The sequence below is a fragment of the Bacillus massilinigeriensis genome, assembly GCF_900117315.1.
GTDB lineage: Bacteria > Bacillota > Bacilli > Bacillales > Cytobacillaceae > Bacillus_BE > Bacillus_BE massilionigeriensis.
The window spans coordinates 1,282,187-1,299,418 of sequence record NZ_LT630337.1; the positions used below are offsets into that span (position 1 = coordinate 1,282,187).

General features: G+C 37.4%; 14 protein-coding genes. All 14 read right to left on the reverse strand.

Going from position 1 to position 17,232, the window contains the following annotated elements; all coding sequences use genetic code 11:
- Positions 1 to 182: 182 nt before the first annotated feature.
- Positions 183 to 1,412, reverse strand: coding sequence for a M16 family metallopeptidase (locus BQ6100_RS06430; RefSeq protein ID WP_075980880.1), 1,230 nt, complete (start codon positions 1,410 to 1,412; stop codon positions 183 to 185).
- 179 nt (positions 1,413 to 1,591) lie between these two features.
- Positions 1,592 to 2,545: a polysaccharide deacetylase family protein gene (locus BQ6100_RS06435; RefSeq protein WP_075980881.1), complete on the reverse strand. Its 954-nt coding sequence runs from the start codon at positions 2,543 to 2,545 to the stop codon at positions 1,592 to 1,594.
- 210 nt (positions 2,546 to 2,755) lie between these two features.
- Entirely contained in the window at positions 2,756 to 4,876 is a 2,121-nt protein-coding gene (gene pnp / locus BQ6100_RS06440) for a polyribonucleotide nucleotidyltransferase (RefSeq protein ID WP_075980882.1), read from the reverse strand.
- 144 nt (positions 4,877 to 5,020) lie between these two features.
- Positions 5,021 to 5,290 (reverse strand): 30S ribosomal protein S15, encoded by a 270-nt coding sequence (rpsO, locus tag BQ6100_RS06445; RefSeq protein ID WP_075980883.1) that lies wholly within the window; start codon positions 5,288 to 5,290, stop codon positions 5,021 to 5,023.
- 125 nt (positions 5,291 to 5,415) lie between these two features.
- Positions 5,416 to 6,363, reverse strand: coding sequence for a bifunctional riboflavin kinase/FAD synthetase (ribF, locus tag BQ6100_RS06450; RefSeq protein ID WP_075980884.1), 948 nt, complete (start codon positions 6,361 to 6,363; stop codon positions 5,416 to 5,418).
- Between the two features lie 41 nt (positions 6,364 to 6,404).
- Complete coding sequence (gene truB / locus BQ6100_RS06455) at positions 6,405 to 7,316, reverse strand: tRNA pseudouridine(55) synthase TruB (RefSeq protein ID WP_075980885.1); 912 nt, start codon at positions 7,314 to 7,316, stop codon at positions 6,405 to 6,407.
- Between the two features lie 60 nt (positions 7,317 to 7,376).
- Positions 7,377 to 7,730, reverse strand: coding sequence for a 30S ribosome-binding factor RbfA (gene rbfA, locus BQ6100_RS06460; RefSeq protein ID WP_075980886.1), 354 nt, complete (start codon positions 7,728 to 7,730; stop codon positions 7,377 to 7,379).
- Positions 7,731 to 7,794: 64 nt separating this feature from the next.
- Positions 7,795 to 8,076, reverse strand: coding sequence for a DUF503 domain-containing protein (locus BQ6100_RS06465; RefSeq protein ID WP_075980887.1), 282 nt, complete (start codon positions 8,074 to 8,076; stop codon positions 7,795 to 7,797).
- Complete coding sequence (infB, locus tag BQ6100_RS06470) at positions 8,076 to 10,289, reverse strand: translation initiation factor IF-2 (protein ID WP_075980888.1); 2,214 nt, start codon at positions 10,287 to 10,289, stop codon at positions 8,076 to 8,078. Before infB ends, BQ6100_RS06465 begins: the two co-directional genes overlap by 1 nt.
- A 19-nt stretch (positions 10,290 to 10,308) precedes the next feature.
- Positions 10,309 to 10,611 carry a YlxQ family RNA-binding protein gene (locus tag BQ6100_RS06475; protein ID WP_075980889.1) on the reverse strand — a complete coding sequence of 101 codons (303 nt, stop codon included), beginning with the start codon at positions 10,609 to 10,611 and terminating at the stop codon, positions 10,309 to 10,311.
- Positions 10,601 to 10,891: an RNase P modulator RnpM gene (gene rnpM, locus BQ6100_RS06480; RefSeq protein ID WP_075983461.1), complete on the reverse strand. Its 291-nt coding sequence runs from the start codon at positions 10,889 to 10,891 to the stop codon at positions 10,601 to 10,603. Before rnpM ends, BQ6100_RS06475 begins: the two co-directional genes overlap by 11 nt.
- A 16-nt stretch (positions 10,892 to 10,907) precedes the next feature.
- Positions 10,908 to 12,041 carry a transcription termination factor NusA gene (gene nusA / locus BQ6100_RS06485; RefSeq protein ID WP_075980890.1) on the reverse strand — a complete coding sequence of 378 codons (1,134 nt, stop codon included), beginning with the start codon at positions 12,039 to 12,041 and terminating at the stop codon, positions 10,908 to 10,910.
- A 56-nt stretch (positions 12,042 to 12,097) separates the two neighbouring features.
- The gene (gene rimP / locus BQ6100_RS06490) at positions 12,098 to 12,568 is read right to left on the reverse strand and encodes a ribosome maturation factor RimP (protein ID WP_075980891.1); all 471 of its coding nucleotides are present in this window, start codon (positions 12,566 to 12,568) and stop codon (positions 12,098 to 12,100) included.
- 220 nt (positions 12,569 to 12,788) lie between these two features.
- Positions 12,789 to 17,111: a PolC-type DNA polymerase III gene (locus BQ6100_RS06495; protein ID WP_075980892.1), complete on the reverse strand. Its 4,323-nt coding sequence runs from the start codon at positions 17,109 to 17,111 to the stop codon at positions 12,789 to 12,791.
- Positions 17,112 to 17,232 lie beyond the last annotated feature (121 nt).

Consider the following 17,232-nt stretch of genomic DNA (forward strand, 5'->3'; position numbering starts at 1 on the left):
AGCACATCTTGAAAGATAGATTTATGTTCAACATAATTTATTTCTAAAATAGGCTAAATTACACCACATTTAGCCTATTTATATCAGATAAGCTTACAAAAAGACGGTTCTCTAAGCTGCCTTCTTTCTCTTCATAAAAAAAGCCTACAAACTATGTAGGCTTTGTAATAATCGTAGACTGGTTATTTAGGAAGTTCCCCATTCGGACTTACAAGCGCGATGGAATGAGGTCCAGAGAAAATCGTTTGTCCCATTGCGTTTACACCTTCTTTTGTAACCTGGTCAATTTGTTCGACAATTTCATCTAATGAACGATGTCGGCCTAGAAGGAGTTCATTTTTTCCATTCCGACTCATACGACTATTCGTACTCTCTAAGCTTAGCATTAAGCTTCCCTTAAGTTGTTCTTTACTATTGTTAATTTCTTTATCAGTAACGCCTTCTTTTATTAGCGTATCTAACGTTTCTTGAATGGTTTCATAAAGTACATCAAGCTGCTTAGCACCTGTTCCACCATAAATAGTGACAATTCCACTATCCTGAAAGGCAGAATGATAGGAAAAGATTGAATAAGCTAGACCGCGCTTTTCCCTTACCTCTTGGAATAGACGACTGCTCATGCTGCCACCTAGTATATTGTTTAAAGTAATTAGACTGTAGACATCATCATGCCCTACATGTAAACCTTCAAATCCTAGGCACAAATGGGCCTGCTCCGTATCTTTCTTTCTTGCCTTTTGATTTGTATGGAAGCTAGGTTTATTTTCAGGAATGGAAAGTCTTCCGGCTTCATATCCTCCAAAAAGCTTTTCCACTTCCTTAATGAATGTCTCGGAAACATTCCCTGCAATAGATATTACCACATTTTCAGGTGTATATGTATCATGCATATATTGTTTCAAAGTATCTCCAGTGAAAGTCTCCAGAGTTTCTTCTGTGCCTAAGATTGGGTAACCAAGTGGATGATTTTCATAAATGGCTTTACTTAAAATATCATGAACAATATCATCCGGTGTATCCTCATACATTTTGATTTCCTCATACACGACCTTCTTTTCCTTTTGTAATTCCTCATCGACAAAGGTAGAGTTAAAAAACATATCCGCGAGTATCTCTAAAGCAAATTGTGAATGGGTATCAAGTACCTTTGCATAATAGCAAGTATATTCCTTTGAGGTAAAGGCGTTTACCTGACCACCAATGCTATCAAAGGACTCAGCAATTTCTCGAGCTGATCTTGTTTTTGTCCCTTTGAAAAACATATGTTCTAAAAAATGAGATATTCCATTATTTACAGGGGTTTCATTCCTTGAACCCGTTCCAATCCAAACACCAATGGCAACTGAACGGACGGTTGGGATATTTTCTAAAACCACTCTTACTCCATTTTGGCAAGTATATTTCTTGATCAACTAAATTCCTCCTGTTCTACAACCAGATGAAACCTTTAAGTCACGCTTAGTAAGAATATTGTACCATTATTATTTTTTCCAAAAAGAATAATTTATCTCTTGTTTTTCATAAAAATGAGTTCATATGACAAAAAAAGAGCCACGCTTAAAATACCATAAACCAGTACATTTTGGAAGTATTACCTTTTCAAGTTGTTTTCACTCAGTGTTTCTGAGACGGTATTCATCTCAAGATTTTTTTCTTTTATACCTATAATTAATCGATCTAGGGCTTTTGTTGTTGATTCTGTTGGATGCATCAGAATTAATGCACCATTATGGATTTTCCCTAGTACGCGTTCAATTAATACTTCAGGCTCTGGTTTTTGCCAATCAATGGTGTCAACGCTCCACATGACTGTTCCTAAATGGTTATTTGCAGCTATTTTGACGACCTCATCACGAAAACTTCCACTTGGTGGCGCAAACCATTTTGGTGTAACATCTGTTGTGGCCATGATGACATCATTGGTTCTTTGTATTTCTTCCTGAATTCTTGAAGAGGTTAGCCGCTTCATATCTGGATGTGTGAAGGAATGGTTCCCAACCTCATGACCAGCACTAACAATCATCTTGGCTAACTCGGGATTATTTTTTGTCCAACGACCCTCTAGGAAAAAGCTAGCACGGACATTATGTTTCTTTAAGATGGAGAGGATTTCAGATAAATATTCATTTCCCCAGGCTACATTAATGATAAAAGCAACCATTGGTTTATTCGGATTCCCTTTGTAGATTGGATTTGGTGGTAAGTCCGTCAAATGAATTTTAGGTTTTACCTCTTTGAAAATGAGTTTTTCTTCATCAAATTTTCGTTCGCCCTTCATTTTTTTATATGATGCCTTAACATCCACTTCAAATCCATTCAAACCCGGGATAGCCTTCCAGATAGGATCGATTTTTGCATCAATTGGTTTTATGTTATATTCACTAGCTTTCTGTTCAATTTCATCATATAAGCTTATGTCATTACTGGACTTAATTACAGGTACAGCATCCCTATTCAAACTTCTTAAATATCCTTCTGAAATTGGATTACTGACTATTCCATAAGAAATAAATGCTAATGCAATAATTGTGATCAACTTTTTCATTAATAAAGCCTCCTCCTTCCATACAAATTATGTATGGTTAGGACAAGGTAGAACGTTCAACATCATATATAAAGAAGCCAAGGGAAAGAAATTACCCGAAATAAAGCAACAACGTTTCCATCAAGGATATCTACACTTATTACATAATTTTTTAGTAATGATTATGAGAAAAAGCCAGGGTTTCCCCTGACTTCTTGAGTTAAACCAATATTAATTTTGAGCGTGTTCCTTTTGTTCTCTTTGTTCACGAAGAACAGCCTTACGAGAAAGGTTTACACGACCTTGTTTATCTATTTCCATTACTTTAACTAAAATTTCATCTCCAATGGAAACAACGTCTTCTACTTTACCCACTCGTTCTTCAGCTAATTCAGAAATATGAACAAGTCCATCTTTTCCGCTAAATATTTCGACAAATGCACCGAATTTTTCAATTCGTTTTACCTTCCCTAAATACATTTGACCTACTTCTACTTCACGGACAATGTCCTCGATAATTTTCTTCGCTTTTTGGTTCATTTCTTCATTAGTTGATGAGATGAAAATCGTGCCATCTTGTTCAATATCAATTTTTACATTTGTTTCTTCGATGATCTTATTAATTTGCTTTCCGCTTGGCCCAATGACGTCACGAATCTTATCTGGATTAATTTTCATCGTTAAGATCTTAGGAGCATACTGAGATAGCTCCTCTCTTGGAGCGGAAATAGTAGCAAGCATTGAATCAAGAATTTGCATACGTCCTTTTTTAGCTTGCTGGAGTGCTTCTTCTAAAATTTCACGGGAAAGACCCTCAATTTTTATATCCATTTGTAAGGCTGTAACACCTTTAGCTGTTCCAGCTACTTTAAAGTCCATATCACCAAGATGGTCTTCCATGCCTTGGATGTCCGTTAAAATCGTATAGAAATCCCCTGATTTAACTAGACCCATTGCAATCCCAGCAACTGGTGCTTTAATTGGGACACCAGCATCCATCATAGCAAGTGTACTCGCACATATGCTCGCTTGTGATGTAGAACCATTGGACTCTAATACTTCAGACACAAGACGAATCGTATATGGGAAATCCTTCTCAGAAGGAATGACTTGTTCAAGAGCGCGCTCCCCTAATGCCCCATGACCAATTTCACGACGGCCAGGGCCTCTCATTGGTCCTGTTTCACCTACGCTAAAGTTAGGGAAGTTATAATGATGCATAAAGCGTTTCTCTTCCTCGATGCCAAGTCCATCAAGAATTTGGACATCTCCTAAAGCACCCAATGTACATACACTTAATGCTTGAGTTTGTCCACGTGTAAATAGTCCTGAACCGTGGGTACGAGGCAAAATGCCAATTTCAGATGATAACGGACGAATCTCGTCAATTTTACGTCCATCTGGGCGTACCTTATCCTCTGTAATTAGTCGACGAACTTCACCTTTTACAATCTTATCTAATATTTGTTTAATTTGTTTTAAAAGATCTTCTTCTGCTTCGTCAGTTGTATATTTTTCAATAACGGAATCCTTGACGGCTTTAATCGCATCCTCGCGAGCATGTTTTTCTTGAACTTGAATGGCTTTAATCATTTCCTCTTCACAAACACCGCGAACTTCTGCCTCAAGATCTTTATCGATCTCGTATAAAGCTACTTCCATTTTTTGTTTTCCAATTTCAGTAGCGATACTTTCTTGGAATGCAATTAATTTCTTGATTTCTTCATGGCCATACATGATTGCTTCAAGCATGATTTCTTCAGGTACTTCCTTTGCACCTGCTTCAACCATATTGATGGCATCCTTTGTTCCTGCAACAATCAAATGCATATCGCTTTTTTCAGCTTGCTCAACTGTTGGATTGATAATAAATTCATTATCCACTCGTCCAACCGTAACGCCGGCAATCGGACCCATAAAAGGAATATCTGATACGGAAAGTGCCAAAGAGGAACCAAACATTGCTGCCATTTCAGAAGAACAGTCTTGGTCCACACTCATTACGATACTAACAACTTGAACATCATTACGGAAGCCATCAGCAAATAATGGGCGAATTGGACGGTCAATAAGACGACTTGCTAAAATTGCCTTTTCACTCGGACGCCCTTCTCTTTTAATAAAACCACCAGGAATTTTCCCAACAGCATATAATCTTTCCTCATAATTAACGGTTAATGGGAAAAAGTCTACATTTTTGGGCTCCTTTGAAGCTGTAGCTGTGCTTAGAATTGCTGTTTCACCATAGCGTACTAGCACCGCTCCATTGGCCTGCTTTGCAAGCTGACCGACTTCAACAGTAAGCTTACGACCTGCCCAATCTATTGAATAAACACTTTTTTCTTGTCCCATTTAAAAACCCCTCTCTATCTAAACTAAAGTCAAAATTTAAGTAAATTCAAATTAACGGTTTTCTTTCTAGTATGTACATTTTTTATCTATGTAAATGATATTTTATCCTAATAAAAAAGCGGGAAAAAATCCCGCTTTTGCTGACTATCGACGTAAACCAAGTTTATTAATTAACACACGGTAACGTTGAACGTCTTTGTTACGTAGGTAAGTTAGTAGGTTACGACGTTTACCAACCATTTTTAAAAGACCGCGACGTGAATGATGGTCTTTCTTATGAGTACGTAAATGCTCGTTCAAATTGTTAATTGATTCAGTTAGGACAGCGATTTGAACTTCTGGAGATCCAGTATCGTTCTCATGAGTTTTGTACTCATTGATAAGTTCGTTTTTGCGCTCTTGTGTGATTGCCATCCTGTTCACCTCCTATAATTTAAATATCCCCTATTACCCGAGCAAGCGTCGGAGACTCGACTTGCCAAGGAAAGGTTCATTTAGTACGTTAATTAGAATACAACTTTTTTTGACAAAAAGCAAGGCTAACCTATGTTTTTTTCAAAGTAATCGATTGTTTGAAGTGTATCTTTCCTAATTTGAGACACTAATTCATCAATTCCTGAGAATTTTTTCTCAGATCGTAGATGTTTATACCATTCAACGGTTACTTCAAATCCGTAAATATCATTTTCAAAATCAATGATATGTACTTCTATCGAAGGCTTGTCTAATTGCTCTTTATGGAAGGTAGGTTTATAGCCCACATTGCATACTCCTATATACCATTTCCCCTCTACCTTAATGCGCACAGAATAAACGCCCACTGGTGGATAAATGTATTCATCTGAAATATCCACATTGGCTGTAGGAAAGCCAATCGTTCTTCCTCTTTGATCCCCATGAATGACAACGCCTGATGTTGTGAAATAATGTCCTAATAATCTTGGCATCCTATCCACTTTTCCTTGTTTGATCTGATCTTTAATTAAAGTGGAGCTTATCTTTTCATCATCACATGAAAGCTTTGAAACGGTTGTATATTGAAACTGATTTCTTGAATGGAAGGGCAACGTTTCCATATTTCCTTTTCCCATTCTACCGTAAGTAAAATCAAAGCCTGCAACAACATGGTCGACGTGCAACCCAATAATATATTGATCAACAAACTCTTGAGGTAGTAAATTTGCGAAATCGCTAGAAAAACGGACAACAAATAAATAATCTATTCCCAAATCAGAAATCCGTTCAATTTTTTCCTTTAATGGTGTGATATACTCAACTTTATCCTTCCTACCAAGAATAACTGAAGGATGCGGGTCAAATGTCATGACAGAACTTTTTATGCTCTTTGTTTCTGCAATTTCCTTAGCTGTAAGAATAACCTTTTGATGTCCCAAGTGAACTCCATCAAAATAACCTAAAGCCATCGAAAGAGGGGGGAAATCAAATCTATTAAACTCATGAGGATGTTGTATCGTTATTACTTCCATGAAGCTACTCACCTTTTCTAAATACTATCATGTTCAACTAATTAATTACGCAGTACTTTTGATGGCTTCATTAAGCCTATTTTACTCGGATGTTTTTCATAGACTGCCAGGGCAGTGCCATCAGCTGTTTCAACGATAATTGGCCCATATATGTCTTTCAGATGATCCGGAATTTGAAGGATGGCGCCATTTTTTACTTTCTCTGCTACTTTATCATTTATTTGAAATTTCGGCAATTGGGTAAAGGCTATTTCTAGTGGTCTTAATTCCTCTGCAAAGGTTCCTTGTTCCAATTTTTCCTCTACTTGTTCGAACGTCAAACAGTCAGATAGAGTAAAAGCAGCAGAACGTGTTCGTGTGAGTGCTGACATATGAGCTGGATAACCAAGTGCTTCTCCAATCATGACAGCCAAGGTTCGTATATAGGTCCCCTTACTGCAGGATACTTTAAATCGGAAGGAGATCTTCTCGCCATCAAATAGCTCTCGATCATCTAAAAGCTCCATTGAGTAAATGGTTACTACTCTTGTTGGGCGCTCTATTACCTTCCCTTCTCTTGCATATTCATATAATCTTTTTCCATTCACCTTAACTGCTGAGAACATGGGTGGTGTTTGCGATATTTCTCCAGTTAATTGTGTGAAAGCGGAAAGGATTTTTTCCCTTGAAATGATCTCTGTTACCTTTTTTTGTTCAACGATTTCGCCCGTTGCATCCTCGGTAGTCGTAGAAAATCCGATTGTAACTTCCCCTTCATAATCCTTACCTGCATCCGTAATGTATTCTGCTACTTTTGTTGCTTTCCCAATACAAATTGGCAAGACTCCATCCACTTGGGGATCTAATGTACCTGTGTGCCCGATTCTTTTTATTCTTAACATGTTTCTTAGTTTAAAGACACAATCATGTGAGGTCATTCCTTTAGGTTTGTATAGCGGTAAAATTCCTTCCATATCTATCCTCCAACCTTAAAAAAGAGACTAACAATTGTCAGTCTCTATGTTTGCTATTGCTTAACTTTGTTCCTCATCTTTTTGAATTTGATGAAGAAGTGTCTCGATTCGGTTTCCGTAATCGATGGACTCGTCAAATTCGAAAATTATTTCAGGTGTTTTTCGTAATCGAATACGTTGTCCTATCTCAGAGCGAATAAAGCCCTTTGCCTTTGCTAGACCTTTTAACGTATTTTCTCGTTGCTCTTCATCACCTAAAACAGAAATAAATACTTTTGCTTGTTGAAGATCACCCGTTACTTGAACATCCGTAACAGTAACGAAGCCGATGCGGGGGTCTTTGATTTTTCTGCCAATAATATCCCCTAGCTCCTTCTTCATTTGTTCTCCAACACGATTTGCTCTTAGGCTCATCGAAGTCACCTCTTTACCGTGCTCATACATATCCCTCAAATAAGTTTACTTTATCTAAGGATTCTTAAAGCCATTCTATTTCCGTAATCGTTCGTTCAATTTCTGGAAATGAATCAATTAGCTTTAGAGTACTCATTAATTCTTTTTCAGTAGAAACTTGGGAGGAAGTAACAGCAACGATGGCTATTTTCGTTCGTTGCCATAAGTCCTGGTAATCAACCTCAGACACAGAAACATTGTACTTCTGCTTCAGTCGAGATAAGATCCTTTGAAGTACTGCCCGTTTGTCTTTAAGTGAGTGAGCATCATAAATAACACATTCACAGGTAGCTAAGCCAACTACCATTAACGTTCCACTTCCTCCATAATATATGCTTCAATAACATCTCCTTCTTTAATGTCATTGAACTTTTTAATCGTGATACCACATTCATAGCCTTGTGCTACTTCTTTAGCATCATCTTTAAAGCGTTTTAATGCATCAATTTCCCCTTCAAAAATTACAACACCGTCACGAATAAGGCGAATGCCACTATCGCGAGTAATTTTTCCATCGGTTACATAAGAACCAGCAATCGTTCCAACTTTAGATACTTTAAAGGTTTGACGAACCTCCGCTTGACCAATAATTTTCTCTTCGAATTCTGGGTCAAGCATCCCTTTCATTGCCAACTCGATTTCATCAATGACTTTATAAATAATTCGATGCAAGCGAATTTCTACCTTTTCCTCATCAGCTGCACGTTTTGCATTATTATCAGGACGAACGTTAAATCCAATAACAATAGCATTCGATGCCGCTGCAAGAGTAATATCAGATTCATTAATGGCACCGACGCCAGTATGAATAATTTTTACATTTACACCTTCAACTTCTATCTTTTGAAGTGCTGAAGCTAATGCCTCAACAGAACCTTGAACGTCTGCTTTGATAATAATATTTAAATCCTTAATTTCCCCTTGCTTCATATGTTCAAATAAATTATCTAAGCTAATTCTTGTTTTTTCACTTCTTTGAGCTTGTAATGCTAAGTTTGCACGTACTTCTCCAATATGGCGGGCTGTTTTCTCGTCGTCAAACACAACGAAGCGATCCCCAGCTAATGGAACTTCATTTAAGCCGGTGATTTCAACAGGAGTAGATGGACCTGCTTCTTTCACGCGACGGCCTAAATCATTAACCATGGCACGAACTCGACCATGCGTATTACCTACAACAATTGGATCACCTACACGAAGGGTACCATTTTGAACGAGTAACGTAGCAACTGAACCTCGGCCTTTATCCAACTGAGCTTCAATTACTGTACCCATAGCTTTACGATTTGGGTTAGCCTTATATTCTTCCACTTCACTAACTAACAAAATCATTTCAAGTAGGCTATCAATTCCTTCTCCTGTTAGTGCAGATAGTGGAACAAAAATGGTATCTCCACCCCATGCTTCAGGAATTAGTCCATACTCTGTTAATTCCTGCATCACTCTATCAGGATTTGCTGTTGGTTTATCAATTTTATTAACGGCAACAATAATTGGAACTTCTGCGGCCTTTGCATGATTAATTGCTTCAATGGTTTGTGGCATAACACCATCATCTGCAGCCACAACAAGAATGGTAATATCAGTAATTTGAGCTCCACGGGCACGCATTGTAGTAAATGCGGCATGTCCCGGAGTATCTAAGAACGTAATTTTCTTCCCGTTTTCAATCACTTGATAGGCACCGATATGCTGGGTAATTCCGCCAGCTTCACCAGCAGTTACCTTTGTATTTCTAATAGAATCAAGCAAAGTTGTTTTTCCATGGTCAACGTGACCCATAATCGTAACAACAGACGGTCTTTCAACCAAATCCTTTGAATCATCCTCAGTAAAATAAGCCTCAAGATCGGTTACATCGATTTGAATCTCCTCTTCAACCTCTACTCCATAATCAGATGAAATCAGTTCAATAGCGTCTTTATCTAGATCCTGGTTGATTGTTGCCATTACACCAAGCATGAATAGCTTTTTGATTAATTCAGATGGCTCACGATGGAGCTTTTTAGCTAACTCCGCAACTGTTAATGAACCAGAAAACGTAATTTTTGTTGGAAGCTCTTTTTCTTTTTTCTTTTGTGGTTGAGCTTGTTGTTGCTGGTGGTGTTGATGCTTACCTTTGTGCTTCGGCTTGTTCTTATTCGATTTATTTTTATTAAATCCTTTATTATCCTTTGGAGCTGAACCTTGGGTTGGTTTGTTCTTAGGAGTTGTTTTCACCTTTTCTTTACTTGGTGTTATATTCCGATCATCCTCTTCAAGGAAGGTACTTGCCTTCGACTTAGATTCAACTTTTGGTTGAACCTTTTGCTGTACAGGCTTCTTCTCATTTGATTGTTTCGGTGTTACTTCTTTATTATTACTCTTTTTATATAAGCCTTCTAATTTTTGTATCGTATCATCTTCAATTGTTGTCATATGATTTGAAACCTCAACATTCATACTTTTAAGTTTTGCGATTACGTCCTTACTGGAGACATTATTTTTTTTGGCAAATTCGTAAACTCGCATTTTACTCATATTTTCACCCCCGATAATATTAATCGAGCAACGTTAAAAGTTTTTTGGCAAATCCATTGTCTAAAACAGCTACCACAACACGAGCATCTTTTCCTATCGCTTGCCCAAGTAAGAAACGGTCTTCTACTGTCTTACAAGGTACTTGATAGAAATTGCATTTGTCCGTCACTTTTTTAGTTGTATTAGCAGAAGCATCTGCTGATAACAAAATGAGTTTCGCTTTTCCACGTTGTATTTCCTTAATGGTAAGCTCTTCTCCTGAAATTATTTTACGCGCTCGATTCGCTAAGCCAAGCAATGACATCCACCGATTATTGTTCATTTGGAAGTCGTTTCTCCTTTTCGATGATCTCAATGAGTTCATCATATATCGAATCTTCAATTGGGACTTGTAAGTGATTGGATAATATATTTTTCTTCTTGGCTAATAAAACTACTTCTTTATCTTTAGTTAAATAGGCCCCACGACCCGATTTTTTTCCTGTTAAATCTACAGAAACTGTACCTTCTTTTGAGCGAACGATGCGAACGAGTTCTTTTTTAGGCTTCATTTCACCAGTGGCAACGCATTTTCGCATTGGAACTTTTTTACGATTGTTCACGATCATTCACCTATCCTCATTCAGTTTCATCTAATAAATTGAAATCAAGGTCAGCATCATCCTCAGGTTCATCATCAAATGAAAGAATTCCTTCCTCACGAGGATAGATTCCAGCCTCTCTTGCATCTGTTTCTGATTTGATATCAATTTTCCATCCGGTTAATTTTGCTGCCAATCTCGCATTTTGTCCTCTTTTTCCAATGGCTAATGATAATTGATAATCTGGAACAACGACAGTGGTTGCCTTTTCTTCTTCATTAACAATCACATCCAACACTTTTGAAGGACTTAATGCATTTGCTACAAATACCACTGGGTCTTCTGACCATTTAACGATGTCAATTTTTTCGCCCTTTAGTTCATTGACTACTGCTTGAACGCGTGTTCCTTTTGGTCCAACACATGAGCCAACTGGGTCTACCTCAGGATTGTCTGAATGAACAGAAATTTTGGAGCGGTCTCCAGCTTCCCGTGCTACAGACTTTATTTCAACGGTTCCGTCATATATTTCTGGAACTTCTATTTCAAACAGGCGCTTTAATAATCCTGGATGTGTTCTTGAAACAAATATTTGTGGGCCCTTCGTTGTTTTTTCTACCTTGGTAATAAACACTTTAATTCGATCATGGGGCTTATAGTGTTCGTTTGGCATTTGTTCATTAGCTGGAAGAATGGCTTCTATTTTTCCTAGACTAACGTAAATAAATTTTGCATCTTGACGTTGAACGATTCCTGTCATGATATCTTCTTCACGGTCAATAAATTCAGAATAAATGATTCCTCTTTCTGCTTCTCGTACACGTTGTGTAACGACTTGTTTAGCCGTTTGAGCAGCAATTCGACCAAAATCCTTTGGAGTTACTTCAAGTTCAACTACATCTTCAAGTTGGTAGTTTGGATTGATTCTCTGTGCATCCTCTAAAGAAATTTCAAGGCGAGGGTCAAATACCTCGTCAACAACCTCTTTACGAGCAAATACTCTCATCGTTCCGACACCAAGATTTAAATCGATGCGAACATTTTGAGCTTGGTTAAAATTACGACGATAAGCAGACACTAATGCTGCTTCAATTGCTTCAATGATTACGTCACGTGATATGCCTTTCTCTTTTTCAAGCAAAGTTAGAGCATCTAATAATTCACTGCTCATGATTTTTGTATCCCCCTTCATTATCTATCCACTGCTTTATTTTTATCTAAAATGATTTATGAAAAAGTAATGGCCAAACGTGCTTTTGCAATTTTTTCAAAAGGAATTTCAATTAGCTTCTTCCTTGTTTTGATTTTCATTTCAATTGTAACGGTTTCGCCATTAAATTCTTTTAAGATACCTTCGAAAGTTTTTTCACCATCAAGTGGTTCATATAATTTTATCAATATATTTTTTCCAATCGCCTTTTCGAAGTCTTTTTCCTTCTTTAAAGGACGTTCAGCTCCTGGGGAAGAAACCTCTAAAAAATAGTTGTAAGGAATTGGGTCCATCTCATCAAGCTTTTCACTTAATTTTTCACTAACGATTCCGCATTCCTCGATATCTATACCAGTTTCTTTATCAATAAATACGCGAAGGAACCAGTCTTTTCCTTCTTTCACGTATTCAATATTTACTAATTCCAGATTTAGCTCATTTAAAATAGGAATAACTAAGTCTTCAACTATTTCCGTTACTTTACTCATCTTATCCCTCCTTAAATCTCATCTTTAAAGCATCCAAGTTATTACATTTGAATCAAACGAGTTAAATATGTAAAATTACCTACAAAATACGAAAGAGCGGGTTGCCCCACTCTTAGATACGAGAGTATTCTTAGTATTTCCAATAAAACTATACCATAACCAAATATTTAATGCAAACTCATCAGTTTAGTTGCATGAAATCCATTCGGATGATAATGGGTTAAAAAAGTGACAGCTGATTCTGTTCTGGCAAATCTACTAAACAGCCATGATTGTCTAAATATTCTAGGATGGTTTTGGATATCTTTCCTCTTTGCTGTAAATCTTCTTTTGAAAGGAATTCCCCTTCTCCTCTTGCTTTGACAATATTTAAAGCGGCATTTGTTCCAAGACCAGGTATTGAATTAAATGGAGGAATTAACGAATCTCCATCTATAGTAAATTCAGATGCACTGGAATGGTATAAATCCACCTTTTTAAAGGAAAAACCTCTTTCACACATTTCAAGTGCAAGTTCAAGTACTGTTAATAAGTTCTTTTCCTTTGTTGATGCGTCTAGCCCTTTTGCATTGATTTCTTCAATTTTTGCCTTGATAGCTTCAGACCCCTTAACCATCGCATCAATATCAAAATCCTCCGCACGAACCGTAAAGTAAGCTGCATAATACAAAAGAGGATGATGAACTTTGAAATAGGCAATCCGAACGGCCATTAATACATAGGCTGCAGCATGGGCCTTCGGGAACATATATTTAATCTTTTTACAAGAGTCAATATACCATTCAGGTACCTCATTCTTCCTCATTTCCGCTTCCATTTCATCTGATAAACCCTTACCCTTACGGACGGATTCCATAATTTTGAAGGCAAATGAAGGCTCTAACCCTTGATAAATGAGGTAGACCATAATATCATCACGACAACCGATTACCTCACTTAAAGTACAGGTTTGATTTTGAATCAGCTCTTGAGCATTGCCTAGCCATACATCCGTTCCGTGGGATAATCCAGATATTTGGACTAGCTCTGAGAAGGTTGTTGGTTTTGTATCTTCAAGCATTTGCCGAACAAACCTCGTACCGAATTCAGGAATACCTAATGTACCTGTTTTACACATAATTTGATCTTCAGTTACGCCAATTGATTCTGTTCCACTAAAAATCTTCATGACTTCAGGATCATCAGTAGGAATGGTCTTAGGGTCAATTCCACTTAGGTCCTGAAGCATCCGAATCACTGTCGGATCATCGTGTCCAAGTATATCGAGCTTTAAAATATTATCGTGGATGGAGTGGAAATCAAAGTGGGTTGTTTTCCACTCAGAGTTTTTATCATCCGCAGGAAATTGAATAGGTGAGAAATCGTATATTTCCATATAATCAGGAACAACGATAATACCACCTGGATGTTGTCCAGTCGTACGTTTAACCCCTGTACATCCCGATGCTAGTCTTTCAATTTCAGCCCCACGTATTTGAAGATTATTATCCTGCTGATAAGCCTTCACATATCCAAAGGCAGTTTTGTCTGCTACTGTACCAATGGTTCCTGCACGGTATACATAATCTTCTCCGAACAAGACCTTTGTATAGTTATGTGCTCTTGGTTGGTATTCACCAGAGAAGTTTAAATCGATATCTGGTACTTTGTCTCCTTTAAAGCCAAGGAAGGTTTCAAATGGGATATCATGGCCATCCTTTTTATAGGTTGTTCCACAGTTAGGGCAATCCTTATCAGGCAAATCAAATCCTGAACCAACTGACCCATCATTAAAGAACTCTGAACTCTTACAATTTGGACAAATATAATGCGGAGGCAACGGATTTACTTCTGTAATCTCTGTCATCGTGGCTACAAGGGAAGAACCAACAGAACCACGTGAACCAACTAGATAACCGTCATCTAATGATTTTTTTACGAGTTTATGAGAAATCAAGTAAATAACGGCGAATCCGTGTCCAATAATACTCTTTAATTCTTTTTCAAGTCTAGCTTCCACGATTTCTGGCAATGGGTCACCATAAATGGTCCTTGCCATATTGTAGCTCATACTGCGCATTTCCTCTTCCGCCCCTTCAATCTTAGGCGTGTAGAGGTCGTCTTTAATCGGTTTTACGTTTTCAATCATATCTGCTATCTTATTTGAATTCGTAACCACGATTTCCTTTGCCTTTTCTTCTCCCAGAAAAGAAAAAGCATCTAGCATTTCATTGGTCGTTCGAAAATGAACATCAGGAAGTTGATGGCGATTGAGTGGATTGGCTCCACCTTGGGAATTGATTAATATTTTTCGATAGATTTTATCATTTTCATTTAAATAATGAACATTCCCTGTTGCTACGACAGGAATTGATAATTTATCCCCAAGTTTCACCAAATTACCAATGATATCCTCTAATTCTTTTTCGTCTCGTACTAATTCTAATTCAAGGAGATGAGCATAAATCTCCTTTGGATGCACCTCAATATAATCATAAAAATTAGCTGCTTCCTCCACCTCTTCAGGTGCCTTTTGCATCATACCCTCGAATACTTCGCCCTTATCGCAGCCTGAACCAATGATGATTCCTTCTCGGTATTTTTGCAATTGTGAGCGTGGAATTCGAGGAACACGATAGTAATAATTTATATGAGCTAGAGAGACAAGCTTGAATAGATTTTTTAAGCCGACATCATTTTGTACAAGTAACGTACAATGATAAGGACGGGACCTTTGATAGGCATTCCCTTTACCCATGTTTTCATTAAATTGATCGTGATATTCGATTCCTTTTTCCCCAGAATCCTTCAGCATTTTTAAAAGTAAATACCCGGTAGCCTCTGCATCATAAATTGCTCGGTGATGCTGGGTGAGCTCAACATCAAATTTCTTTGCCAATGTATTGAGTCTATGGTTTTTCATTTCTGGATAAAGAAAACGAGCAAGCTCAAGGGTATCAATGACAGGGTTGTTCGCTTTTTCGAGACCTATCTTTTTTAAACCGACATTTAAAAACCCCATATCAAAGGAGGCATTATGGGCAACAAGGATGGCATCCTCGGTCCAGTTCACAAATTTCTTTAAAACGATATCTACATCTGGAGCACTTTGAACCATTTCATCTGTAATTCCTGTTAAATCAATAGTTGTTGCTGAAAGTCGATGATGTGGGTTAGCGAAGCTTTCAAATCGATCAATGATTTCACCATTTTGAATTTTGACTGCAGCCAACTCAATAATTGTGTTATAAACTGCAGAGAGTCCTGTTGTTTCCACATCAAATACTACATAAGTGTCAGTTGCTAATAGACGATGTGAATCATTATAGGCAATGGGTACTCCATCATCTACTAGATTTGCTTCTAAACCATAGATGATTTTGATATCATTCTTTTTCCCGGCATTATATGCTTCAGGGAATGACTGTACTACAGCGTGGTCGGTAACAGCAATCGCTTTATGACCCCATTTTTTTGCTTGAGCAATTAATGTACTCACTGGAGTGACTGCGTCCATTTGGCTCATAGGTGTGTGAAGATGGAGCTCAACACGTTTTTCTCCTTCAGGTGCGGTATCCTTTCTCTCATTTGGTTTGATTTCATTGATATCATTGCCAATCATAACTAAATCACGAACAAAGGTATCGTTTTGAATGCTACCACGAACCTTTAACCACATTCCCTTTTTGACACGTTGAAAGTTGGCAGCATCCTCCTTATCGCGAGAGAACATTTTTACGATAATAGAGCTTGTATAGTCGGTTATTTTAAAAGTAAGAAGCGTTCTTCCACTACGAAGTTCCTTCGTCTCAGCAGTAAAGACATACCCTTCAACCGTTACACGTCTTTCTTCGTCAACAATTTCCTCTAGTCTTCTAAATTCAGAATTATCCTTAATAGTTAAACCTATTGTTAATGGTCCTTGAGTCTCCTCTCCATTTGAAGAAGCCTCTTCCGATTTCTTCTGTAATTCCATTAAAGCCTGAAGTCCTCTTTCTTGATCCTCTTTTGCCTTCTCTTCTAAAAATCGCTCATATTCCTTATTACTTGAATTTGCTTCCTTCAATTGGGTATCAATCAAGAGCGATGGAAAGCCAAAGGATTGATAGGCTTGTAAAATAGTGGACGAATATTTACTCTTTATCGACATCGCTTCTAAATCATTATTCACATGAATAATAATTTTGTTCCCATGGATGGTTGGTTTTTGTTCATTAAATAATTTAATGAGAGGAGGTGAAATCCCTTCAATTTCTTGAACACAGCTCTTCCAATAATCCAATATGAGATTTTCAGAAAGCTCTTTGTCTTCCACGTCGATCGTGAAAGAAATTTTGGCAATATGAGAAAATGCTTGTTTAAGATGCAAATGAAATTTTTCATAAACTTGAATTGGTAATATTTTTTCTAACAGAAATTGAAAATGCCATTTCCTTGCCTGCTTTTCAACCAGTACTTTTTGAATTCTAGCATTTTGAAAATGAGGAACAAAAAAATCATCTGTTAAATTCAGTTGCTGGAGTAAGAGTTGAAATCGCTCTTTCGATCCGGCGATATCGTTCATTATTCTCTCTCCCCTCTTCTATATATAGATCCATTTAGTTTGTATTTTATTTGAACTAGGTTATTATATCACAAGAGTCGTTTTCAAGATGAAAACAAAGTGTAGAAATTCATCCCAATTC